16 protein-coding genes are annotated in these 22,637 nt (G+C 61.1%); 6 read left to right on the top strand and 10 right to left on the bottom strand.

Annotated elements, in window-relative coordinates:
• Positions 1 to 26 precede the first annotated feature (26 nt).
• Complete coding sequence (gene purD / locus HMPREF2999_RS01460) at positions 27 to 1,310, bottom strand: phosphoribosylamine--glycine ligase (RefSeq protein ID WP_070674688.1); 1,284 nt, start codon at positions 1,308 to 1,310, stop codon at positions 27 to 29.
• Between the two features lie 149 nt (positions 1,311 to 1,459).
• On the bottom strand, positions 1,460 to 1,801 hold the full coding sequence (locus HMPREF2999_RS09565; RefSeq protein ID WP_171840176.1) for a hypothetical protein: 342 nt from the start codon (positions 1,799 to 1,801) through the stop codon (positions 1,460 to 1,462).
• A 570-nt stretch (positions 1,802 to 2,371) separates the two neighbouring features.
• Between HMPREF2999_RS09565 and HMPREF2999_RS01450 the strand changes: the two genes are divergently transcribed.
• The 5 genes from HMPREF2999_RS01450 (at position 2,372) to HMPREF2999_RS01430 (ending at position 9,710) form a co-directional block, all read left to right on the top strand.
• Positions 2,372 to 3,499 carry an asparaginase gene (locus HMPREF2999_RS01450; RefSeq protein ID WP_070674685.1) on the top strand — a complete coding sequence of 376 codons (1,128 nt, stop codon included), beginning with the start codon at positions 2,372 to 2,374 and terminating at the stop codon, positions 3,497 to 3,499.
• 2 nt (positions 3,500 to 3,501) lie between these two features.
• Positions 3,502 to 3,969, top strand: a complete 468-nt coding sequence (locus HMPREF2999_RS01445) for a sterol carrier family protein (protein ID WP_141757026.1) — start codon at positions 3,502 to 3,504, stop codon at positions 3,967 to 3,969.
• 240 nt (positions 3,970 to 4,209) lie between these two features.
• Positions 4,210 to 5,961 (top strand): amidophosphoribosyltransferase, encoded by a 1,752-nt coding sequence (gene purF / locus HMPREF2999_RS01440; RefSeq protein ID WP_070674682.1) that lies wholly within the window; start codon positions 4,210 to 4,212, stop codon positions 5,959 to 5,961.
• Positions 5,962 to 7,107: a phosphoribosylformylglycinamidine cyclo-ligase gene (gene purM, locus HMPREF2999_RS01435; RefSeq protein WP_060824316.1), complete on the top strand. Its 1,146-nt coding sequence runs from the start codon at positions 5,962 to 5,964 to the stop codon at positions 7,105 to 7,107.
• 641 nt (positions 7,108 to 7,748) lie between these two features.
• Positions 7,749 to 9,710 carry a S8 family peptidase gene (locus HMPREF2999_RS01430; protein WP_070674679.1) on the top strand — a complete coding sequence of 654 codons (1,962 nt, stop codon included), beginning with the start codon at positions 7,749 to 7,751 and terminating at the stop codon, positions 9,708 to 9,710.
• A gap of 104 nt (positions 9,711 to 9,814) precedes the next feature.
• Here HMPREF2999_RS01430 and HMPREF2999_RS01425 read toward each other — a convergent pair whose 3' ends face one another.
• Entirely contained in the window at positions 9,815 to 11,758 is a 1,944-nt protein-coding gene (locus HMPREF2999_RS01425; protein WP_070697694.1) for a S8 family peptidase, read from the bottom strand.
• A 605-nt stretch (positions 11,759 to 12,363) separates the two neighbouring features.
• On the opposite strand from HMPREF2999_RS01425, the gene HMPREF2999_RS01420 reads away from it, so the two are divergent.
• The gene (locus tag HMPREF2999_RS01420) at positions 12,364 to 14,082 is read left to right on the top strand and encodes a S8 family peptidase (protein ID WP_070674673.1); all 1,719 of its coding nucleotides are present in this window, start codon (positions 12,364 to 12,366) and stop codon (positions 14,080 to 14,082) included.
• A gap of 217 nt (positions 14,083 to 14,299) precedes the next feature.
• Here the strand turns inward: HMPREF2999_RS01420 and HMPREF2999_RS01415 are convergent, their stop codons facing one another.
• From HMPREF2999_RS01415 to HMPREF2999_RS01385, 7 genes are all read right to left on the bottom strand, one after another.
• Complete coding sequence (locus HMPREF2999_RS01415; protein WP_070674670.1) at positions 14,300 to 15,493, bottom strand: bifunctional glycosyltransferase family 2/GtrA family protein; 1,194 nt, start codon at positions 15,491 to 15,493, stop codon at positions 14,300 to 14,302.
• Complete coding sequence (locus tag HMPREF2999_RS01410) at positions 15,490 to 16,560, bottom strand: phosphodiester glycosidase family protein (protein WP_070674667.1); 1,071 nt, start codon at positions 16,558 to 16,560, stop codon at positions 15,490 to 15,492. The genes HMPREF2999_RS01415 and HMPREF2999_RS01410 overlap by 4 nt, the downstream gene beginning before the upstream one ends.
• Positions 16,561 to 16,868: 308 nt before the next feature.
• A complete protein-coding gene (locus tag HMPREF2999_RS01405) occupies positions 16,869 to 17,078 on the bottom strand; it encodes a DUF3073 domain-containing protein (protein ID WP_005504588.1) in 210 nt (69 codons plus the stop codon).
• 430 nt (positions 17,079 to 17,508) lie between these two features.
• On the bottom strand, positions 17,509 to 19,215 hold the full coding sequence (locus tag HMPREF2999_RS01400; protein ID WP_070674664.1) for a carbohydrate-binding domain-containing protein: 1,707 nt from the start codon (positions 19,213 to 19,215) through the stop codon (positions 17,509 to 17,511).
• Between the two features lie 227 nt (positions 19,216 to 19,442).
• Positions 19,443 to 20,363, bottom strand: coding sequence for a polyphosphate polymerase domain-containing protein (locus tag HMPREF2999_RS01395; RefSeq protein WP_070674661.1), 921 nt, complete (start codon positions 20,361 to 20,363; stop codon positions 19,443 to 19,445).
• A gap of 118 nt (positions 20,364 to 20,481) precedes the next feature.
• A complete protein-coding gene (locus HMPREF2999_RS01390; RefSeq protein ID WP_070674658.1) occupies positions 20,482 to 21,198 on the bottom strand; it encodes a DUF4956 domain-containing protein in 717 nt (238 codons plus the stop codon).
• 314 nt (positions 21,199 to 21,512) lie between these two features.
• Positions 21,513 to 22,583, bottom strand: a complete 1,071-nt coding sequence (locus tag HMPREF2999_RS01385) for an excalibur calcium-binding domain-containing protein (protein ID WP_070674655.1) — start codon at positions 22,581 to 22,583, stop codon at positions 21,513 to 21,515.
• Positions 22,584 to 22,637 lie beyond the last annotated feature (54 nt).

Raw genomic sequence — 22,637 nt, 5'->3', positions numbered from 1 at the left:
AGCGGGGAAGCCGGTCACCTTAGGTTTTAGCCGCGCGGAGCGGGAATGTGGATGCGGTTCTCCACAGCCTTCAGCGCAATATCGGTGCGGTACTGCGCGCCAGCCCAGGAGATAGCGCGAACACCCTCGTAGGCGGCGTCGCGGGCGGCGCCCAGGTTCTCACCGAGCGCCACGACGGCCAGCACGCGGCCGCCGGCGGTGTGGATTTCCTCGCCGGAAACCACGGTGCCCGCGTGAATCACGTGCACACCCTCCAGGGCGTTCGCCTCATCCAGACCGGAGATGACGTCACCCTTGCGGGGAGTGCCCGGGTAGTTCTCAGCAGCCATAACCACGTCAACCGCGGTGCGGGGATCCCAATCCAGCTCGGTACCCTCAGAAATTTCACCGCGAGCAGCCGCACGCAACAGCTGACCCAGCGGGGTGCGCAGACGCGCCAGAACCGCCTGAGTTTCCGGGTCGCCAAAGCGTGCGTTGAACTCGATAACGCGCACGCCGCGGCTGGTCACAGCCAGACCGCAGAAAAGCACGCCCACGAACGGGGTGCCGCGCTCAGCCATACGAGCCACGGTCGGGCGGGCAACCTTCTCCACGACCTCCTGTACGAAGCCCTCGGGCAGCCAGGGAAGCGGGGTGTAGGCGCCCATACCGCCGGTGTTCGGGCCCTCGTCGTTGTCGAAAATGCGCTTGAAGTCCTGAGCCGGGGACAGCGGCAGAACGTTCTTGCCGTCAGAGATGACGAAAAGGGACACCTCGGGACCATCCAGGAACTCTTCGATGACCACGGTGCCGCCAGCGTTGAAGCAAGCCTGAGCGTGCTCCAGTGCCGCGGCGCGGTCCTCAGTCACCACAACGCCCTTACCCGCAGCCAGGCCGTCGTCCTTCACCACGTAGGGTGCACCGAACTCGTCCAGCGCCGCCTGCGCCTCAGCGGCGTTCGATGCCACGTAGGCGCGGGCAGTCGGTACAGAAGCCTCTTCCATGACCTGCTTAGCGAAGGCCTTGGAACCTTCCAGCTGTGCGGCAGCTGCGGAGGGGCCGAAAACGTCAAAGCCCGCCTCACGCAGTGCATCGGAGACACCTGCGACCAGGGGCGCCTCCGGGCCAATAACGACCAGGTCGGCGTTCAGTTCGCGTGCCAGGGCGGTTGCCTGGGCGGGGTCATTCGCATCAATTGCGTGGACGGGAACATCCTGGGCAATGCCGGCGTTGCCGGGGGCGCTGTGCACCTCGGTTACCTCAGGGTCGCGCAGAAGCGCTCGAATAATTGCGTGTTCGCGGCCGCCGGGGCCCAGTACCAAAACCTTCATAGTATTTAGGGTACCCGGTACCCTCTCAAAAATGTGAGCTGAGCACACTAAAAATGCGGCCCTTCTCATGTAGCGGCACATTCGCAAGAATGCACGCTAGAGAAGAGCCGCACAGCGCGGTAACCGAAGCTACCGAATCAAGCTAAACCTTAGATGAGGGCGGTAATAGCAGCCACACCACCGAAGACAATACCCGGGAGGTTCGCGATGATAATCGGAACATCCTTCTTGGGGCGCCACAGTCCGTACAGAACCCACAGGGTGCAGTTCACAGCAGCAACCAGAGGCTGGATCCAGTCGCCCTTGTGACCGTTCAGGTTACCGATAATCTGCGGGAAGTAGAAGACGTACATGAGCACTGCAGTCACAGAAGCAACGCGAGCCAGGATGGGGAAAAACTTTGCGTGGAATTCAGAATCCACGCCCACGCCACCCTTGGGGGAGACGTTCTGTGCGGAGGTGTTTGCGGAGGTGTTGTTCTGCTCTGCCATGGATGTACTCCTTTACATGGTTTGCCGCTCACCAATCAAGAGTGAGTTGAGGGGTAAGGGGCATTAAGCGATGCATACTCGTACCGGGTCACGTCTAACTAGTTTTGCTTAGATATAGGACCCCGGGGCCGCATCATTTTCCTAACTGGATACATACGCCCGTTCTCAGACTGCATATTGGGGCATGTCAGAGATGATGAACCGTGGATACACTCATAGCTCATCGATTGACGGGGTGGGGTTTTGCTCATCTGCCGCTGCCTTGGTCATCGCCGTATTCATGAGGCGGTACGTCGAGGCGCCGGAATGGTTCGTCGGGCGTCGATCGTGGTCGGTCCTATGCGGTGCTGGGTTTTTCGGTTCGTGCGGGCTGTGCCTCGCTCACTTACCTTAGTCTTACCCGTTGCGCTTGAGCACACTTCAATTATAAAAATGAGTTACTCATAACTTCAACCCGTAGTGGGCGTGAATCTCTTCACAGGGCTCTCCCTCGACCGCGCCAGCTTATCCTAGTTCCGCGCCGCTGAGCACGAATAGGGTCAAGCCGCACGCCCCGTTTAAACTAGAAGAATGACCAACAGCACCACCCCACAGGCAACCACTCACACCACCGACCACAGCAGCGCCTTCGACGTAGAACTCGCGCAGCTCACCCGCAACAACTTCATTGAGGCACGCCACCGCGGCCGCCTCATCCTGCTGGGCCCCGACGGCGAAATTCAGCTTGCCCTCGGCAATATTCACGAGCCCTTCTACCTGCGCTCCGCCGCCAAACCGCTGCAGGCTATCGGATCCATGAAGGCGGGCGCTCCCCTGCGCGGCTCCCAGGTCGCCATCGCCTGCGGCTCGCACCGCGGCACCTTCGAGCAAATGCGCGCCGTGCAGGACGTACTCACCCAGGGCAGCACCGAAACCAACCCGCTCACCCCGGCAAACCTGGCGCTCAAGCCCACGCTCCCCTCCGACAAGCAGGCACGCCAGGCAATGGTTCAGTCGAACCTTGCCGCTACTACTCTGGCGCATCCCTGCTCCGGCAAGCACGCCGCATTCCTGTGGGCGTGCACCGCCAAGCTTGAGCGCGGCGATCTCGAAGAGGGCTCGCAAAACTGGACCCTGCACAACTACCTCAACCCCGCACACCCGCTGCAGCAGGTCATCACCGAAGAAATTGAGGCGTTCACCGGCGAGCCCGTAGCCGCTATCGGCGTTGACGGCTGCGGTGCGCCCGTGCACGCCGTCTCCCTTGCCGGTGCCGCACGCGCCTACTCGACCCTCGGCGCGGCAATCCGCAACCTCGGCGCGGATGCGCGCGCCTCCACGGTCGCGACCGCCATGGTGGACTACCCCGAGCTGATTCAGGCACCCGGCTCCCCCGACACCGTGCTCAGCGAAGAACTGGACGCAATCATCAAGGGTGGCGCGGAGGGCGTGCTCTGCATTGGTCTGCGTTCGGGTGCATCCGTGGTGGTGAAGATGAGCGACGGCTCGCACCGCGCCATGTACGCCGTGGCACTGCGCGCTCTCGCCGCTGGCGGCTACCTGAGCACTGAAGAATGCGAGCGCCTACTCGCGCTGGTAGTTCACCCGGTGACCGGCGGCTACGTGGACGGCAAGCCGGCTGAGGTGGGCGAGCTGCGCGTGCATGAGGAGCTTTTCACCCGCGAAAACCCGACTCCCGGCACCCCGGAAGAGGACTAGTCGTGGCGATTCGACGTAAAACTTCCGAAGCAGACGGCATGGCGGCGGTACGCGAAGTGTGTGCTTTCTTTGAGGAACAGCGTGCGGCAGCAAGCGAGCCTGTGGATTCGCACGCCCGAGGCGAGTACCTGCTGAACAGCTACTTGCTGAATAGCCCGGAGGTGGAGCAGGCGTTTGCCGCGCTCCCCCGTTCGGTGCGTGCGACCTTCGTTCGCTTCACCCTTGAAGAGCTGGCGACCCTCGCCCCCGGAAATAGTGTGGAGGTGCGTGTGCCCCCGCTGGGCGTGACCCAGTGTGTGGCGGGTCCTCGCCATACGCGCGGCACCCCGCCGTCCGTGGTGGAGGCGCGCCCGCTCGTGTGGGCGGCGCTGGTGTTGGGTGCGTGTTCGTGGGAGCAGGCGGTTGCCGCTGGGGTGCTTGACGCTTCAGGGGAGCGCAGTGACCTTTCGGGCTTGTTGCCGCTCTTCTAGAACTTGCTATGAGCCCGCAGGTCCACGCAGTTTTCGCGATTTGGCGTGTTTGTTGCCTGTTCTAGTGGTCCATACTGAGGTATTTAGCGTATCCGTCACCACGTCTACGTTGAAACCCGGTACACTTTTAAGGGTCTGGTGTAGGCTATGGCACACACAGGCAGGTGCGAGTACAGAAACACACATCCGTCTCGCGCCCGCGCAGACGCATCCGCAGTCCCAACGTCGAAAAGAAGTGAATTGATTCGCCCCGACGGAAAACTCACTCACGACCTCGATCCGATTGACCACGGCCCCAAGGACGCCTGCGGCGTCTTCGGTGTCTGGGCACCCGGCGAGGACGTGGCAAAGCTAACCTACTACGGCCTGTACGCGCTCCAGCACCGCGGCCAGGAATCGGCAGGTATCGCAACCAGCAACGGCAAACGCATCCACGTGTACAAGGACATGGGACTCGTCTCCCAGGTCTTTGACGAAGCCACCCTCAGCTCCATGCCCGGCGACCACGCTATCGGCCACGCCCGATACTCCACCACCGGCGCATCCCACTGGGCTAACGCACAGCCGACTCTCGGTACCACCCCGCACGGCACGCTCTGCCTGGCGCACAACGGTAACCTCACCAACTCGGCTGATCTCTACGACCGAGTCATCGCTAAGAATGGCGGCAAGCCCCCCAAGCACGGCGAACTCGCACAGGGCAACACCACCGACACCGCACTCGTCACCGCCCTGCTGGCGGAGCACGACTTCGACTCCCTCGAAGAAGCAGCACTCGACCTGCTGCCGACCCTGCGCGGTGCCTTCTGCCTCACCTTCATGGACGAGAACACCCTCTACGCCGCACGCGATCCGCAGGGTGTACGCCCCCTCGTACTCGGTCGCCTGGAGCGCGGCTGGGTTGTCGCATCCGAAACCGCGGCACTTGATATTGTCGGCGCGTCCTTCGTGCGTGAAGTTGAGCCCGGCGAATTCCTCACCATTGACGAGAACGGCCTGCGTTCCCAGCGCTTCGCTGAGGCTAAGCCCGCCGGTTGTGTCTTCGAGTACGTTTACCTCGCTCGCCCGGATACCACCATCTCCGGCCGTAGCGTCTACGAATCCCGCGTAGAAATGGGCCGTCAGCTCGCCCGCGAACACGCCGTCGAAGCTGACCTGGTCATGCCCACCCCCGAATCCGGTGTTCCGGCTGCTATCGGTTACGCCGAAGAGTCCGGCATTCCTTACGGTAACGGTCTGGTCAAGAACGCTTACGTGGGTCGAACCTTCATTCAGCCCTCGCAGACCATCCGCCAGCTCGGTATCCGTCTGAAGCTGAACCCGCTCAAGTCCGTGGTTGCTGGCAAGCGCCTTGTCGTTATTGACGACTCCATTGTTCGCGGTAACACCCAGCGCGCCCTGGTGCGCATGCTCCGTGAGGCCGGCGCGAAGGAAGTGCACGTTCGTATTTCCTCCCCGCCCGTGAAGTGGCCCTGCTTCTACGGTATTGACTTCGCATCCCGCGCAGAGCTGATTGCGAACGGCCTGTCCGTGGACGAAATCGCTTCCTCCCTGGGTGCCGATTCCCTCGGCTTCATCTCCCAGGACGGCATGATGGCAGCTACCGAGCAGCCCGCCGAAAACATGTGTACCGCATGCTTCACCGGCGAATACCCGATTGAGCTGCCCAGCGAGGAACGACGCGGCAAGTCCCTCTTCGACTCCGAAGAGAAGGGCAAGGGCGGCCCCCTCGCCGGTAAGGCGGCAGAGGTGACCGTGGAACGCCCCGTCCCCTCCAAGCCCGAGCACGCCGAGGCTGTCTCCATCGAAACCCGCGAAGGCACCGAAACTCTCGAGACGAAGTTCGACGCCTCCGCAGTACAGGTTGCCGCAGACGATGCCGGTATGGGCATGTGCAACCCCGGCCCCGACGCCGACCTCGAGGCACTGCTCACCGAGCAGGACCGCACCCCCGCAAACTCCTCCGCTACCACTACCCCGAAGGAATCCTAAATGAGCGAGAACACCACCACCGTAACCTACGCGAGCGCAGGTGTTGACGTAGAGGCTGGCGATCGCGCCGTTGAGCTGATGAAGGGCGCTATCAAGGCGACCCACAACTCCTCCGTCGTTGGTGGCGTGGGCGGCTTCGCGGGCCTGTACGACGTCTCCGAGCTGGTCAAGTACCGCAAGCCCTACCTTGCCACCTCCACTGACGGTGTGGGCACCAAGGTCGCTATTGCGCAGGCACTCGATATTCACGACACCATCGGTTACGACCTGGTCGGCATGGTCGTGGACGACATCGTCGTGTGCGGCGCTAAGCCGCTGTTCATGACCGACTACATTGCCACCGGCAAGGTCGTGCCCGAGCGTATCGCTGACATTGTGCGCGGTATCGCTGGCGCATGTGCTCAGGCTGGCACCGCCCTGGTTGGCGGCGAAACCGCTGAGCACCCCGGCCTGCTCGCAGAAGACGAGTACGATGTTGCGGGCGCGGCAACCGGTCTGGTTGAGGCTGACGAGCTGCTCGGCCCGGACCGCGTGCGTGAGGGCGACGTGCTGATTGCTATGGCATCCTCCGGTATTCACTCCAACGGCTACTCCCTGGTCCGCAAGGTTCTGAACGTTGCCGGCTGGGGTCTGGAGCGCCAGGTGGACGAGCTGGGCCGCACCATCGGTGAAGAACTGCTCGAACCCACCCGCGTGTACGCTGCAGACTGCCTGGACCTGGCGGCAGCATTCCCCGTCAACGGCGAAGACGGCACCACCGGCAGCGGTGTACGCGGCTTCTCGCACGTGACCGGCGGCGGCCTGGCTGCTAACCTGGCTCGCGTTCTGCCCCAGGGCCTGGAGGGTCGCGTGGACCGCTCCACCTGGCAGATTCCCGCCATCTTCTCCCTGATTGGTTCGCTGGGCAACGTGCCCCTTGCCGACCTGGAGCGCACCCTGAACCTGGGCGTGGGCATGATCGCTATCGTTGACCCCTCCGTGGCTGAGGCTGCTACCAAGCGTCTGAACGACCGCGGTATCCCCTCCTGGATTATGGGTGACGTTGTTGCCGCCGGTGAGCCCGAGGCTAACAACCCCGATTACGTGCAGGGCGCTAAGGGCGTGGACGGCGGCGCGGTTCGCCTGCTGGGCTCCTACGCTTCCTAAGGACGCTTTCTCCAGTAGGTAGCGAGCGCCAGCTTGCTGGTGCTGATGATTCTATAGACCGGGGCGGTCACCCATGCGGTGGCCGCCCCGGTCTTTGTGTGTCTACCGGCGGGGCGTGCTGTCCCGTGTGTTTGATGCCAGCTTTTTATTTATTTTCACGCGTATTTTGGGCTATTTTTATTTTTTGCTATCAACTGCATTTTTAATGCATTCTAGTGCTTACACCATAGTGTTAAAACATTTATTTTTCTCCCCTGTCAGCAAGAGGTGCCGCATATCCTACCTCGCATATTCCAACCCTCAAGCTTTACTTACATAAACTCTCAATCATTGGGCGCTATTCAGCCTCCAGAGGTTGATTTTCTGCACATTAACCCGTGAAAAGCACCTCAAAAATCCCTCAAGTTCACCTTGAAGTGATACCTTAGAAATGTACGTTGCACACCGTCCAAAAAGGGTTCTTTCGGTACGAAAAAGGGTCTACAAAACACTATTCCCTCACCCCATTCATTACTTCAGCGCGCCCAAAAACAGGCCCCTTTGCCGCCCCGCAAAAACCCTATGCGCACCTCGTGCACCTACAGACGGAAACACCAGTACACATCACACAGTTCGCATACCACCTACATCAGGAGAACCAGATGAGGCTTCCATACATCGGTGCGCAGCGCACCGAAACACCTCCTCGCCCCCGCATCGATAACCACTGCATCGATAACCGCCGCCGCAAGCGCCCCGCACGCGCAGCACTGAGCCTGCTCGCCGCCGGCGCACTCCTCTTCGGAGGCGACCTACCCGCCGTCCTCGCGCAGGCACCCAGCGACGAAGCCATCCTGGCAGCAGCTCAGGCAGCGCCCCAGATTGAAGGCCCCGTCAGCCCCCTCACCCTCACACGCAACGGCGTAGCACGCCCCACCACCCCCACCGCGGCAGCCCCCGGCACGCTTCCCCAGCAGAACTTCGACCGATTCATCGTCACCTACACCGACGAAGCCAAGCAGCGTAAGCAGCAGAACGAAGGCAATCGGGATGCAATCCAAGACATTGCTAATGACGTTAAAGACACCGTTGATGTTGCCAGTGAATCTCTGAACGTTGACACTCAAATCCTGCGCAGTACCTCCACCGATGACGCCGTCATCCAGACCTCCAAAACCCTCAACAAAAACGAGGCGAAGGAGTTCATGGCGAAGGTCGCCTCCGACCCGGACGTAGCCTCCGTCGAACCCGACTACATCAACTACCCCGCCGCAGAAGGCGACATCACCTTCCAGTACAACGACCCGCAGTACAGCAAGCAGTGGAACCTCACCAACCCCACCACCGGCGTTCAGAACACCGGTAACGCACGCCTGCGCCGCGGCGCATACGTGAAGGTCGCCGTACTCGACACCGGCTACGTACCGCACCCCGACCTGGTCACCGGCATGGCGAACGGCTACGACTTCGTCAGCGACCCCCTCAGCGCCCGCGACGGCGACGGCCGCGACCCCAACCCCAAGGATGAAGGCGACTACGCGCCCTACAACCTCTGCAAGGATCAAGCGAACGCCCACACCTCCACCTGGCACGGCACCAGCGTTGCCGGCATTATCGGCGCCCGCGGCAACAACGGCATGGGCATGGTTGGTACCGCCGACCTCGCCCGTGTGCAGCCCGTGCGCGTGCTGGGCCGATGCGGTGGCCGCACCTCAGACATTGCCGACGCCATCATCTGGGCAGCCGGCGGACACGTCGACGGGGTGCCTGATAACACCTACCCCGCCAAGATTATCAACATGTCCATCGGCACCGTAACCCAGTGCCCCGCCGCTTACCAGCGCGCCATCAACATTGCACGCTCCAAGGGCGCAATCGTGGTCGCAGCAGCGGGTAACGGCAACACGGAGGCCTCCAAGTACGCGCCCGCCAACTGCATGGGCGTCATCACGGTTGGCGCAACCACTAAGGCTGGCACGCGAGCATCATTCTCGAACTACGGCACGAGGGTTAACATCTTGGCACCGGGTGAAAACATCCTCACCCTGTCCATGAACAGCCTCGACCGCCCTGATAATACTAAGTTCAGCTACGACTATGAGAGCGGCACCTCCATGTCGGCACCGCACGTCTCCGCTCTGCTGGCGCAGCAGCTGGTCAACGGCACCTCCATGACCACTAAGCAGGTCGAGGAGGCGTTTACTCTCATGGGGACGAACCGCATCAAATGCGATAAGTACTTCTGTGGACGAGGCATTATCAACAGCTTCAAACTGGCTAAACAGGCTGGAAACCTGGACGCGAACGGTAGGGTGACCTACCTACGACCGCGCAAGACGATCAAGGTGATCTCTAAGGGACTGAGCGCAGGCGCGTCTAACACCAAGATTGCCGATAGAGCCGCCGCCGCCGAGGCAGCCAAAGCAACCACAGAAGCTCTCACGGCAGGAGCCAACGGCGAGAGCCTCACCGGTGACTACGACCGGATTCCCGGCGCTCCCGCCATGGCAATCCCCGAAGATGCCCAGGTTTACGACCTGAACGGTGACGCCGAGCCCATCACCCAGGACGAACCGCTGGTCACCAACCCCGCCCAGAAGCCCCGCGAGGTCAATGAACAATAAGCTATCCGCTACCGGCTTCGCACCAGGCCCAGTCGACAGCGCATAGTAAAAGCCCCCGATGAGAGAACTCATCGGGGGCTTTTCGTATCTAAAATCAGTTTTGACTAGCGGTGATTACCGGTCGCGAAGCCCAAGTAACCATTGTTCAGGTAGCCATTGTTCGGGTAAGTACTGCTCGGGTAGGTGTTCGCAGATGCACCACCGTACCAGGAGCGGTAACGCGGGGTGTGGCCGTGACGCGGACGCGACGGGTAGGAGGGGCGAGTCACCGGGCGGGACGGGCGGGTCCTGGCCTTCGGAGCCGGGGTCACCTTCGGTGCAGGGGTTACCTTCGGTGCAGGGGTTACCTTCGGTGCAGGGGCCTGCTGACGCTTAGCGTCCTCTTCAGCCTTCTTGCGTGCCGCCTCTTCAGCCGCCTTCTTACGTGCGGCCTCCTCCTCAGCCTTCTTGCGTGCTGCCTCAGCCGCGGCAGCATCCGCAGCCTCGCGGTCGGAGCGGACCTGCTGAACCGCGCGCGCCGCATTCACAATGCCGGAACCGCACGCGGACTGGTCGCACTCAACGCTCTGAGAGGTGGACTGCAGGGCCTTCTTCGCCTGGGCGTACGTCAGCTTCGGGTCGACCGCCTTCATGAGCGCCACAATACCGGCAACATGCGGTGCCGCCATGGAAGTGCCCTGGTACTCGGCGTAGTCAGCCTTACCGGGAGCAGTCTTACCGGCGTTCAGGGTGGAGAGAATACCGCCGCCCCAGTAGCGGCGGTCGCCACCGGGTGCGCTCACGTCCACACGGGAGCCGTAGTTGGAGAAGTAGGAGCGCTTGCCGTTCTTATCGGTTGCGCCCACGTTGATGACGTCCTCGCAGTTGCCGGGGCTGGACTTCGAGGCATCAAAGTTGTTGTTACCCGCTGCGACGACCACAATGGAGCCGCGCTTGTTCGCCTGAGCAATCGCCTGACGGTACGGGGTGGTGCAGGTGCCCTCACTACCGATGGACATGTTAATAACCTGGGCGGGGTTCTGGTTTGCCGGAACGCCGCGCACGCTACCGCCGGCAGCCCAAATAATACCGTCGGTGATGTCCGAGTCGAAGCCGCCGCAGGCGCCCAGAACGCGCACGGGCACAATCTTCGCCTCGGGTGCCACACCGGCAATGCCCTCGTTATTGTTGGCGATAGCAGCAATGGTGCCCGCCACGTGGGTGCCATGCCAGTCGGAGGCGGTCGCCTTCGAACCGGTGAAGCACTGGTTGTCTACGGTCCAGTTGCCGGCATCGGTCGGGTCGGAGTCGCGGCCGTTACCGTCGTTGGAGAACGCCGACTCGGCAATGAAGTCGTAGCCGGGCAGCACGTTAGCGTCCAGGTCCGGGTGGGCGGTAATGCCGGAGTCTAGCACCGCCACGGTCACACCCTTGCCACGGGTGGTGCCCCACGCCTCCAACGCGGAGACGCCCTTCTCACCGGTGAGGGACCACATGCGGTTCATCTTCGGGTCGTTGATCTTGACGGTCTCCGAGGTGTTATCCACGGTGGCGTAGCGGCGCATATCTGGCGACACGGAGGCGACCTTGGAGTTCGCGCTCAGGGCGTCCATGTACTGCTGGGCCTGAGCGGGGGTGAGCTCCGCGGAGGTGGTGACCACGCTGGCATCCAGCGCGGTGGAGCGGACGTAGCTGGTCTTAATGTTCAGCAGCTCGTCAATGCTCTGCACCTCGGAGGTGATACCCGCGTAGAGTGCGTCGTTCCAGGTTGCCTGCTGGGTGCCGGCGGCCGCGGACCAGTCAATCTGATCTGCGGTGGCGTCAGCGGAGGCGGCGTTCTTCGCCTCATCGGTGTAAGTGATGATGAAGCGGTTGTATGCCACGGGCGCGGACTGGGTGGTGTTAGAAGCCTGTGTCGCCACAGAAGCCTGGGTTGCGTGGGTAGCCTGCGCGGTGGGTGCCGCCACGGCGGGGATCACGCTTGCCGAGAGCAGGCAGGTTGCGGTGACGAAGCTCAGCAGGGAACGCTGTGAGGAGCGTGCCTGCGAGGGGCGAGCAATGCGAAGCATGGACGTCCTTGAGGTGAGTGGTACCGGGTGCGCACGATGCGGCGTAGCGTTGCCGTCTCGCGTTGAGGGCGTGTGCTCGGTACGAGTGAATACGGAAGAGTGAGGTGTTGGTGCATATTGTGTGCGGTGAAGTGGTTCCACAATGTGCGTGCACGGGTACGCACCGTGAGATACTCTAGCACCCTTTTTCAGTTACTTTATGAATAAAATAACCTTTGTGATGCAGGTCATTTTATGCATAGATGAGCAAAACTTAAATCACTACTTTAAGTCGCGAGAGTATTCCGACTAGGCATTTCTTTATCTGCATTTACATGAAAGAAAAATCTCATTATTTACGCCACACTATCGAGTTTTAGCCCCGCCAAACATAGAAAAAGGTGCTAGGATAGCGATATCTCACCACATAAACTACTTCCGATGAACTCCCGCACGGGGGTTTAGAGAAAAATACACATCAATGCAGTGATGTGCATTTTCTTTTTCCATTCGCTCTCACAAGCAAATATGCAAAAGAATGTAAATATTTTCTCAAAAGTGCATTTATGTGGGTGGATGACCAACCCACTTGCCGCTTCCGGCACTCACATACGCAAAGGACCCCGATGTCTTTTACCACTCACCCCTCAGCGCGCGGCGTCGCACGCACCGCGCTGAGCCTGGGCACCGCCGCAGCACTCGTCGCAACCCTGGGCACCCCTGCATCCTTCGCGGCCCCCGCCAAGGCTAACGGAGCCGAGCGCGCCAAGGCGCACACCACCATTTCCTCCCTCAGCTCCGAGCAGCAGAAGGCAGGCTTCAACCGATTCGTTATCACCTACACCGATAGCGCTCTGAACGCCGGCGGCATTAACTGGGCAAGCCCCGCAGGCACCCAGGTCGCCACCTGGAACGACGCCCTCTACCAGGGTCTCACCTCCGAGGTGAAGAGCGTCGATGACCTCTTCAAAATCAAGACCAACTACGTACGCACCACCGCCCAGAAGGCAACCGTGGTGACCCTCTCCTCCAAGCTCACCGCAGAGCAGGCAGAGAAGTACATGGCAGCGCTGAGCTCTAACCCCTCCGTCGCATCGGTTGAGCCCGACCTGCTGCGCCGCTCCAACGCACGCACCCGTACCGCCGCGACCTCCAAGGTTGCTCAGGTAGCTCAGGCTGCTCAGGCATCGAACCAGGTTGTGGCGCCGAACGACACCCTCTACCCGCAGCAGTGGAACCTGCACGGCACCAAGGGTCTGGCCGCGCCCGAGGCATGGAAGACCACCCAGGGTGCCGGCGTGACCGTTGCTGTGATTGACTCCGGCATCGTCAAGCACCCCGACCTGGACGCTAACGTCCTGCCCGGCTACGACTTCATCACCGAGCCCTCCATTGCCCGTGACGGCAACGGCCGCGACTCCGACCCGACCGACCAGGGCAATTGGGAAGAAGCGGGCGTCTGCGATGCTGACTCTGAGGCAAGCGAGTCGAACTGGCACGGCACCCACGTTGCCGGCTCCATCGCGGCGATCATGAACAATAAGCGCGGTATCGTCGGCGTGGCGCCCTCCACCAAGATTCTGCCCGTGCGTGCCCTGGGCATGTGCGGTGGCTACGACTCCGACATTGCGGATGCAATGGTTTGGGCAGCCGGCGGCACCGTTGAGGGCGTTCCTGCGAACTCCAACCCCGCCAAAATCATTAACCTCTCCCTCGGTGGCGAGGGCACCTGCCCTGCAACCTACTCCAAGGCTATTGCTGAGGTGAACAAGCGCGGCGCGATTCTCGTTGTCGCAGCTGGTAACGACGGTCAGGACGCTTCCAAGGTTGCTCCGGCTAACTGCGGCGGTTCGATCGTGGTGGGCGCTACCGACCAGGAGGGTAAGCGCAGCGACTTCTCCAACTACGGCAAGATTGTTGATGTGAGCGCCCCCGGCAGCAACATCATGTCCACCGTGGACCTGGGTACCACCGTGTCCACCGGCGCAGGCTACACCGAGTACGACGGCACCTCCATGGCGGCACCCCAGGTTGCTGGCGTGATTGCTCTAATGAAGTCCGTGGATCCCTCGCTGAACGCTGAGCGTGCAAAGCAGATTCTGAAGCAGAGCTCCAAGCCGCTCACCTGCGATGTGAACGGTTGCGGTTCCGGCATTGTGAACGCCGCGAGCGCACTGGCTATGGTGCAGGGCAAGAAGGACCCGAACCCGCAGGCAAAGCCCTGGCCGAAGCGTGCACCCAAGCACCCGACCCGTGCGGCTCGTGTTGGTTACGTAACTAACCCGGCTGTTAACCACAACCCGCCGTTCCTGATTACTGCTCACGGCCTGATTCCCGGTCAGTAATCGGCATGTTGCCAGCTCGGAAGCCGGTGAGCCAATAGGCTTCTGAAAGGCCGATATATACAAAAAGCCCCCGTTGAGTTTTCAGCGGGGGTTTTTCGTGAACAGAATGCTGCGGCTTTTGGGGCTGCAGCTTGCTTCTCCCACCCACCCTCACGACTGACAGGTGGGAGAAATCTTGGGGTACGCCCCGAGCCTGTTGGACGCTAGGGTAGACGAGCTAGGGGCGTACCTGGGAGGCACGCACGCCGGTACGGATACCGGCAGCCTCCATGCGAGTGGACTCGTAGCTCACCGCGCGCAAGCCGGAAGAGGCGGCGATTGCCTGAGTCTTTTCTCGCGTATTTTCCTGACGCTGGGTGGGTAGAAAAACCCAGCGGCGCTGGACCGCGAAGCTGATCGGGATCAGAATCAGTTCGGTCAGGATCTTGGCGACCAGCAGGGACGCGCCCAGGCCGGTCAAAGCTTCCATCAGAGCCGCGTTGGCTGCGAGGATGCCCACCGCCAGCACGGTGTACCGTACCAGCGAGGAGGATGCCGAGGGGCGTGCGCCTCCGTCGTGCATGAGCATTCGGTTGACGGTGAAGTTCGTCAGCGCCGAGATGATGCGGGCACCGACCACGGCTGCCAGTAGCGGAGCGCCCATGCCCACCAGGACGAAGAGGGCGATAGCATCCACGAGGAAGCCGGTCAGGAAAGACGATGCCAAGAAGGCAAGCAGCGGTGCGTAAATGAGCGCCGAATCCTGCAGAGGCCTAAAGTGGCTGGTCGGGTTGCCGGGCTCGTAGACCTTCACGATGGGCACCTGCACCAGTTCCACGTCTGCGCGGGTTGCGCGTAGCAGCATGGAGAACTCGTACTCGTACTTATCGCCGGGAATCTGCAACAGCCAGTCCAGGATCTGCGGGGTGAAGCCGCGCAGACCGGTCTGGGTATCTGCCACGCGAGCGCCGGTCGCCAGGGCGAAGAAGCCTACGGTTGTGCTGTTGCCAATCTTGGAGCGCAGCGGCACCTTGGTGCCTTCTTCGCCGGCGTTTGGGTCGGGCTTGGTACGCACGCCGAGGATGATGCTCCGCTGACCTGCCACCGCGGCGGTTTCGGTGCGCACGCCCACACGGAAGATGTCCCGAGGTAGGTGCTGGCCGTCCGCGTCGGCGGTGACGATGACCTCGCCGGGGCGGTTTGCTTTCGCCCAGGCGATGCCGGTGCGCAGTGCCGCACCCTTGCCCCTGTTGGCGGGGTGGGTCTGCACGGTCACGCCGTCGATGCGCAGTTCGGTAAAGATGGGTGCGTAGGCGCTGCCGGATCCGTCGTCAATCACGAGGATTTCGGCATGCGGGTCCTGTTCGCGCAGGGCCCGGGCAAGGCGGACCAGTGATTGGTCCGGCTTATAGGCTGGTATCAGGATAATCACGATGCGCTCCCTGCAATGTAGAGAATGTCGCTGGTGCCACGTTCCTTGGTGCCACCCTGCGGGCGGTTGACCAGCTTGTTGTTGAAGACCATGGCGGAGGAGCCACCACCGTCCAGGTTGTAGGCGCTCACGCAGCCGAGGTCCTTGAACATCTGAGCGAACTCGGGCATGGTCACGCCGCGCGAGTAGTTGGTGGAGCGGCCGTCGACCACGATGAAGACCAGGTGGTTGGTGCCGAGCACGCCCACACCGGTTCGCGGCTGGTAGCCCTGGATGGAGTGGTTACCGAAGTTGGTGTCCACTTCGACGCTGTCGATGCCGTCGACAACCGCGGAGTCCTTGACCAGTGCGGGGCCGAAGGAGAGGGTGTTCCATACGCCTTCGTTGACGAGGGTCTGGGCGTTGGTTGCGGTTTCGTCGTAGAGCTTGACGGAGCCGTCGCGGTAGAAGGCCAAACCCTCGCGAGCGCCGGAGTCACGGTAGACAACACCGTTTCGGATCACGATGCCGGTGGTACGGAAGCCGTAGTAGTCGCCGTTGATCGCCCAGATGCCGTTGTGTTCGGAGGCAATGTTCGAGGGGGTGTCGATGATGTTCTGGCCGAACTTGTTGTTGGCGAAGGCGCTTCGCAGCAGGGTTGCGTTGTCGAGCTTGATGTCTGCTACGAAGGAGACGACCGCATCCGAGCCGCTGCCGGTGGTGTTGGAGGTGATGGTGATCGAGCCTTCGTTAGCGGTGAGGCTCTGGCCGTTGACCTTCACTCCGGTCAGTTCGGTGGGGTCTGCGGTGGCGGAGCCGGAGGCGCTTGCGTTTGCCTGAGCTGCTGCCGCCTCGTAGGCGGTGGTGTCTTCGATTTCGGTGTGCTCTGCCAGGTAGCGGTTGTATGCCCAGCCTGCGCCGCCGCCGACTACTGCGAGTGCGCCGAGGCCGCCGCCGATGAAAATTCGACGGGTGAGCTTCTTCTTGGCTAGCTTCTGCTCTGCAGCGGTTTGCGCTGCGTTAGCTTGTTCTGCTGCGGTCTGGGAGGCCTGGTCAATGTTCTGAGTCATGTTCTGTTCGTTGTTCATGTCTCTAGAATGCCGGGCTATTCTCTGCGCCAGGCATGACTAAGCTGTGCAGAAGCTATGTATGCTTATTCATTTCAAACTTTTTTATTACTGCCCATGCTTTATTACCAGAAGATGCTATGCACACCCATGTATAAACATGTTTATTGGCTTTGTGTACCAAGCATTTGAGGGCGCCAGATACCCCGGCCCACAGACACCTCTGAAGGCACGAAAAAACCGGCTGAGCACCCCGTGCGGGGCCTCAAGCCGGTTCATCATCTATCGAATACGTTCGGTCGATATGCACCGAATCATTCCGCGTATTCCTATGCCTCATCCTCGTAGGACGCGTACTTTTCTGCGTATGCCGAGTAGTCGTCCTCGTCGTCATAGCGACGGCGGGACGAATCGGAGGACTTAGTTTTCTTCGCGCTGCTGAGCTCGCGCTCGAGTGCGCTGTAGTCGGTCTCGGGGCTGAAGTACTTCATCTCCCGAGCCTGCCTTGTTGCTTTAGCCTTCTGACGGCCGCGCCCCATGGCGTGACCCCCTCTTTCATCCTGTCCGAGGCGAACAGCACGCGCGGCGCATCGCTCTCGGATCGTTCAACAGTCTTTACTACACTATAGAGTACCCTGTTTCAGCCCTGAATGTCTCGCTCAGCGGCACCTATTTTACGTATCAGAGCACTTCTTCGCACCGGAACAACCGTTTTATTTTGCACCGGTAGCCTTTTATACCCCAGACGCCTACTCCCTAGATAATAACTCCCTAGATAACACGTAGCCCCGCACCGGACGTATCGCTACATCCAATGCGGGGCGAGTGTCTCTCCTACCGGCTCACTCACAAGACCGGGTTCGGAGAGGGTACCGTGCAGGTCATGACATCCCGCACGGAGCTTAGGGAGGGCCGCTCCTACCGCTTAGCTTGCGGCAAGGGAACTACTAGCTTGCAGTGAAGGAGCTGCTAGCTTGCGGTGAAAGAACCGAGCGAGGTGGCGTTAGAAGCCAGGGTGGTGCTGGAGGCATCCACGCTATCGGTGGTGGTGTACACGGTGTAGCTCTGGCCCTTGGTGATCTTGGAGCTGGAGACCAGGATCAACGCGGTGCTGGAGTTCGTCACCTTGTAGTTCGCCACCACGGTACCGGAGGAGTCGGTCACCTGTACGGTGGTGCCGGCGCTCAGGTTCGATACGTTGCTAATCTTCACGTAGCCGCTGGTGGAGGAGGTTGCGGGCGCCTCGAACATGTCACCGGAGTTCGCCACGCTCACGGTCGTGCCGTTGAGCAGCAGGTCACCGTTGGTGTCCAGGGAGGTGTTACCACCGGTGAAGGGGCCGTTCACGACCAGGGTGCCGCCCGAGAGGGCTGCCGTACCGTTGGAGTCGATGCCGTCGCCGTTCGCGTTCACGGTGACGGTACCGCCGGTGATGTTGATGGTTGCGTCGACGACCTCGAAGGTGCCGCCGCCACCGCCCGCACCGCCGCCTGCGCCACCGCCAGCCGGGGGCTGACCCATGGTACCGGAGGGTGCCTGGCCGCCCGAGGGAGCCTGACCAGCCTGGCCGCCCTGTGCAGCGTTACCCTGTGCAGTCTGGTTGGTCTGCGCAGTCTGGGTGGTCTGCGTGGTGGAGGTCGAAGTCGACTCGGTACCGGTCGAGCTAGTGCTGGTGGTGCTGTACGAGGCGTTGATACCGTCATCCGAGCTGGTCACGTTCACGGTGCCGTCCAGGATGTTGATGTACTGCGCCTCAATACCCTCATTCGACTGGGTAATGTTCAGGGTACCGCCCGAAATCTCAAGCACGCGCTCGGCCTTGAAACCGTCGTCACCTGCGGAGATGTTTACGGTACCGCCGCTCAGGCGTACCCAGCCGCGGTTGCCGTCGGTGTCATTGGTTGCCTTGATGCCGTCCTTGGTGGCGGTCACGGTGATGGTGCCGTCCAGGATATCAACGTAGTCCTTACCCTTGATGCCGGTGTTTGCCGCGTTCACCTCCAGGGTGCCGGAGGCAATGACCAGGCCGTCCGTGGTGTGGATACCCTCTTCGTACTTACCTTCAACCTTCAGGGTGCCCTCGCCGGCAAGGGTCAGGTCACTCTTGGAGTAGATGGCTGCGTCGGGGCTGCCGCTGGCGGTATCCGAGTAGGAGGAGCCGTCAGAGACGGTGTTGGTGGTACCCGAGGCGGTGTAGATAACGACCTCATCAGCCTCAACCACGTTGATTGCCGCGCCGGTGGAGTTGGTGATCGTCGCGTTGTCCAGGATCAGGCGGACCATGTCGCTGTCGGCGGCCTCAACCTTAATCTGGCCCTCGTAGGTGCCGGTGAGCTTGTAGTTGCCCGCCTTGGTGATGGTGATGACGCCATCGCTGACGGTCACGCCGTCAGTCGCGGTCGGGTTAGAAAGATCGATAGTAACTTCGCTGGAGGAATCCCAGGTGACGTCCTTTGCGGAGTAGTGGGTGTCCTCGGCGAGCTTCGCGCCGCTCTTCACGTCGGTGGAGAAGGAGTCTGCCACCTTCGACGTGGTGCCCGAAGTGCTCGAAGCGGAGGTACTGGTTGCGCTCGATGCGCTGGCATTCGATGCCGAGGTTGCCGAGCAGCCGGTCAACGCCAAGGCTGCCAGGAGGGTAATGGAGGTTGCGCTCTTAATCATATTGCTCTTTTTCACGGGTTTTCCTTTGTGTTTGGGTGACTACTCGCGTAGAGCCAGCGCCACAGGGGTAAGTCGTATGTGAAATGTGAATATGTGCGAGAGCGGTTATTGCCTGTGTGGGGCGAATAAAGCCGATGTTGTGCTTGGTTCGGGGGATATAGATGAGGGGCTGGGGGTGCGGGTAAGGTAGGTGCACTACCCTACCCGCGCATCCCAGGTTGCCGTTTAGGCGGGTTGCCGTTTTAGGCGGCTGCGAAATGCTCGGTCAGCAGCTTCTGGTAATCCTCTTCGGTCATGTCATCCACGTTCAGGCGGGTGCCGTCGACCGGTTCCAGGTGCATCCAGTTCTTCAGGGTTTCTTCCCACTTGTTGCTTGCCAGCTGCGGGTTCAACGCCGCCATACCGGTTGCAAACTTGGAAATCTTCGCGGGGGTGATGCCCGCATCCCAGAGGTGCTGGTCTGCCACGGAGGGCTCTACGCCGGACTTGGTTTCGATGATGACCGCGTTCGGCAGGCCGTAGGTGGTGCCGACCAGGTTGCCGTGGAAGTTGCGGTAGTTCACGCCCGCCATGAGGATGTTCTCGGACAGAGGAGTCCAGGTCAGGGCGTTATCTACGGTCATACGGGAGGCGACCGGGTTCTTCTCGCTCTGCGGCAGGAAGACCGTGGTACGGCGGTAGCCGGTGGTCAGAACCGCCTCCAGCTTGTGCACGGGGCCGGCGAGGATATCGCCGAGTGCTGCGGTGATGTACTCGTGGCCTTCCGCGGTGAGCGTATCGCGCTTCTCGAAGGTGTACGGGATACGCTTCTTGACGGTCATATCCTGCTCACCGTCGGTCTTGACCTCCAGGAAGGTCAGTTCCGAGTCCAGGTAGCTACGGGTACGGATCTTGAAGGTGTCGTCGCGGCTGTAGGCTGCCGAGTGGTAGCTCTGCATCTGCGGGGTGTCGAAGTAGACCGAGTCGTAGGCGAAGTCGCGCTGGCCCTTGATTTCCATGACGGAGGCGTCTGCGTCGAGCGTGGAGAGTACCTTGGCGGCGGTTTCTGCGTCGACAATGTACTTGCGGTCCACGCGGGTCTGCATGGCTGCCTTCTCGTTCATGGCTTCGAGGCTGATGCTCTTCCACTCTGCGGGGATGATGTTTGCGGCTGCGTTCGTCATGGGTCTTCGTCCTTCTGGGGTGCCGTCCCTGCGTGCTGTGCGTTGGGGGCGGCGTGTCGTGGGTATCGGAGATGTTTGTGCAGTTGGAGTGAATCGGAGGCTTTTATACCGACTGGTCTTACTTGCCCACCAGGGTGCGCTGGAGCGGAACCATCCGGGTGTCCAGCGTGGCGTGTGCCTCGGCGGTGGGTGCTACAGGCTGGCGGGTTGCGGTCATCTGCGGTGCTACTGGCTGAGCGGCTACAGGCTGTGCCCCCTCCACTGCCGCGGGGGTGCCGCCCTCGGTGGGTTCCTTGGGCTGGTAGGTGACGGTGGCGCGGGTCAGGTTGTTCACCATGTCCAGCTCGGTAACGCTGACCGAGGTGACGGTGTAACCCAGGCGAGCGCTCAGGTATGCCTTGAGCTCTTCCTCGTCGCTGATCGCACGATTGGCGGTAACGGTCTGAGTCTGATCGGTAGAGACCGGGGCGCTACGCGAGTCGAGGACCGCGATCAGGGCGACCAGGGTAGCCATGAGGCCGAAGGCGATGTACGCCGGGCTAATGTTCACACCTGCGATCATGCCGACCGAGAGAGCCACGAAGTAGTAACCCACCTCGCGCTGGCTCAAGGCGGTGGAACGCAATCGGATAATCGACAGGACACCGAAGAGGCCCATACCCATAGCGGATGCGTTCGATCCGGCGGATACCAGCGCCACCGAGACGGTGAAGATGCCGGCGTTGATGACCGCGTAGGAAATCATCAGTTCGCGGTTGCGGTGCCGCACCATGTAGAGGGCGCAGAGAGCTGCGATGGCTATAGCGTCGGCGAGTGCCATGGTCAGAATAGTCATTGGGTGCTCCAGGTATCGTGTCGTGATGTTCGCGGTGCTCTTTGCTGTCTGTTCTTCAGCTTCGGGCTGTGCGTTCTTTGTAGTATCTAGATTCCCGTGCAAGCCTGTGTTTACCCTGTGCTCGCCTTAACTTATAGATAAGTGTTATATGTCTCTAATAAATACCCTTATCGTGGCGCTATTCAATCGTAATTTTTCTCTTTTCTCGCGTCCTTGACGGAGCATCCCACAGCCTCAAAAAGCACAAAAAATGGGCCCCCTCCGATATGGAGGGAGCCCATAAAAGTAGCTAATAGCTTAGCGACTAGGCGTTATTAAGCCTTCTTGCGCATACGGGTTGCCACGATGGTCGCGCCACCTGCACCCAGAGCAATCAGACCCAGGCCAGCAGCAGTCATTGCACCGGATGCACCGGTCTTAGCCAGGGAAGAAGAGCTCTTGGAGGATGCGTTCGAGGAACCGGAGCCCAGGTTGTCGCCGGAACCCAGGTTGTCATTCGAGCCGGAGCTCAGCGAAACGCTGTCAGACTTCTTGGAGTTCTCGTAGTCAACGGGCTGCTCGCAACCGATGCCGTCACCGTCAGCGTCGAACTTCGGGCGGAAGTCCGGGTGATCCTTGTGAATCGGTGCCAGGCCTGCAGCCTCAACGTCGGCGCAGTTCTGGAAACGGAAGTGCTGCTCGCTGTCAGACTTCTGCTCATCGGACTTCTGATCCTCAGACTTCTGCTCTTCGGCAGGCTTCTGGTCCTCTGCGGGCTTGGTTTCCTTAGCGTCCTCAACTGCGGGAGCGGAGGTCTCGTCAGCAGGCTTGGGAGCCTCGGTGGTCGGCTCAGTGGTTGCGTCCTTGGACGGCTCGGGAGTGGGATCCTGGGTGGGTTCCGGAGTCGGGTCCTGAGAAGGAGCGGGGGTGGGGTCTTCCGAAGGAGCCGGTGCGGGCTGCTCTGCGACCTTAATGGTCACGGTAGCTGCCTTACCGCCACGGGGAACGTCACCATCCTTGAGGGAGCCGGACAGCAGGTAAATGTCAACGGAAACGCTACCGTGCAGCTCTGCCTGCCAGGGGATAGCGACGGAGAAGTTGCCGGCCTCGTCAGCGCGGATTTCCAGGTAGTCCTGACCGTTAATCTTAACGGCGCCCTTGTTCAGCTTCAGTGCCAGAACGGAACCGGAGGTGCCGTCAGCGGTCTTGAAGCCCTCACCAGCAATGTTCAGTTCCTGACCCTCAACCCATACGTCGGGGGCAAGGAACTGCGCAGAGTCTGCGTAGGTGTGAACGGTCTGAGCCGCGCCTTCAACAGCGAAGGTCGCGGGGACGGAAGTAGCAACGAGGCCACAGCCAATGAGGGCGGTGGCACCAATGCGTGCGATGTTGTTTCGAATGTTCATGCCCCCCATTCTAACGAGCGAAGCTTGGGATACCGGCTCCCAAGACGCCAATTT

Origin of the sequence: Rothia sp. HMSC066H02 (assembly GCF_001814995.1) — a bacterium.
GTDB classification, from domain to species: Bacteria; Actinomycetota; Actinomycetes; order Actinomycetales; family Micrococcaceae; genus Rothia; species Rothia mucilaginosa.
The sequence above is the reverse complement of the archived record's forward strand: the minus strand, read 5'-3'. Positions and strand labels throughout refer to the sequence as shown.

Excerpts from the sequence above, each read along its gene's own strand:
- purD (WP_070674688.1), bottom strand. The coding sequence starts at position 1,310 with ATGAAGGTTTTGGTACTGGGCCCCGGCGGCCGCGAACACGCAATTATT.
- HMPREF2999_RS09565 (WP_171840176.1), bottom strand. The coding sequence starts at position 1,801 with ATGGCAGAGCAGAACAACACCTCCGCAAACACCTCCGCACAGAACGTC.
- HMPREF2999_RS01450 (WP_070674685.1), top strand. The coding sequence starts at position 2,372 with ATGACCAACAGCACCACCCCACAGGCAACCACTCACACCACCGACCAC.
- purM (WP_060824316.1), top strand. The coding sequence starts at position 5,962 with ATGAGCGAGAACACCACCACCGTAACCTACGCGAGCGCAGGTGTTGAC.
- HMPREF2999_RS01430 (WP_070674679.1), top strand. The coding sequence starts at position 7,749 with ATGAGGCTTCCATACATCGGTGCGCAGCGCACCGAAACACCTCCTCGC.
- HMPREF2999_RS01425 (WP_070697694.1), bottom strand. The coding sequence starts at position 11,758 with ATGCTTCGCATTGCTCGCCCCTCGCAGGCACGCTCCTCACAGCGTTCC.
- HMPREF2999_RS01420 (WP_070674673.1), top strand. The coding sequence starts at position 12,364 with ATGTCTTTTACCACTCACCCCTCAGCGCGCGGCGTCGCACGCACCGCG.
- HMPREF2999_RS01410 (WP_070674667.1), bottom strand. The coding sequence starts at position 16,560 with ATGAACAACGAACAGAACATGACTCAGAACATTGACCAGGCCTCCCAG.
- HMPREF2999_RS01405 (WP_005504588.1), bottom strand. The coding sequence starts at position 17,078 with ATGGGGCGCGGCCGTCAGAAGGCTAAAGCAACAAGGCAGGCTCGGGAG.
- HMPREF2999_RS01395 (WP_070674661.1), bottom strand. The coding sequence starts at position 20,363 with ATGACGAACGCAGCCGCAAACATCATCCCCGCAGAGTGGAAGAGCATC.
- HMPREF2999_RS01390 (WP_070674658.1), bottom strand. The coding sequence starts at position 21,198 with ATGACTATTCTGACCATGGCACTCGCCGACGCTATAGCCATCGCAGCT.
- HMPREF2999_RS01385 (WP_070674655.1), bottom strand. The coding sequence starts at position 22,583 with ATGAACATTCGAAACAACATCGCACGCATTGGTGCCACCGCCCTCATT.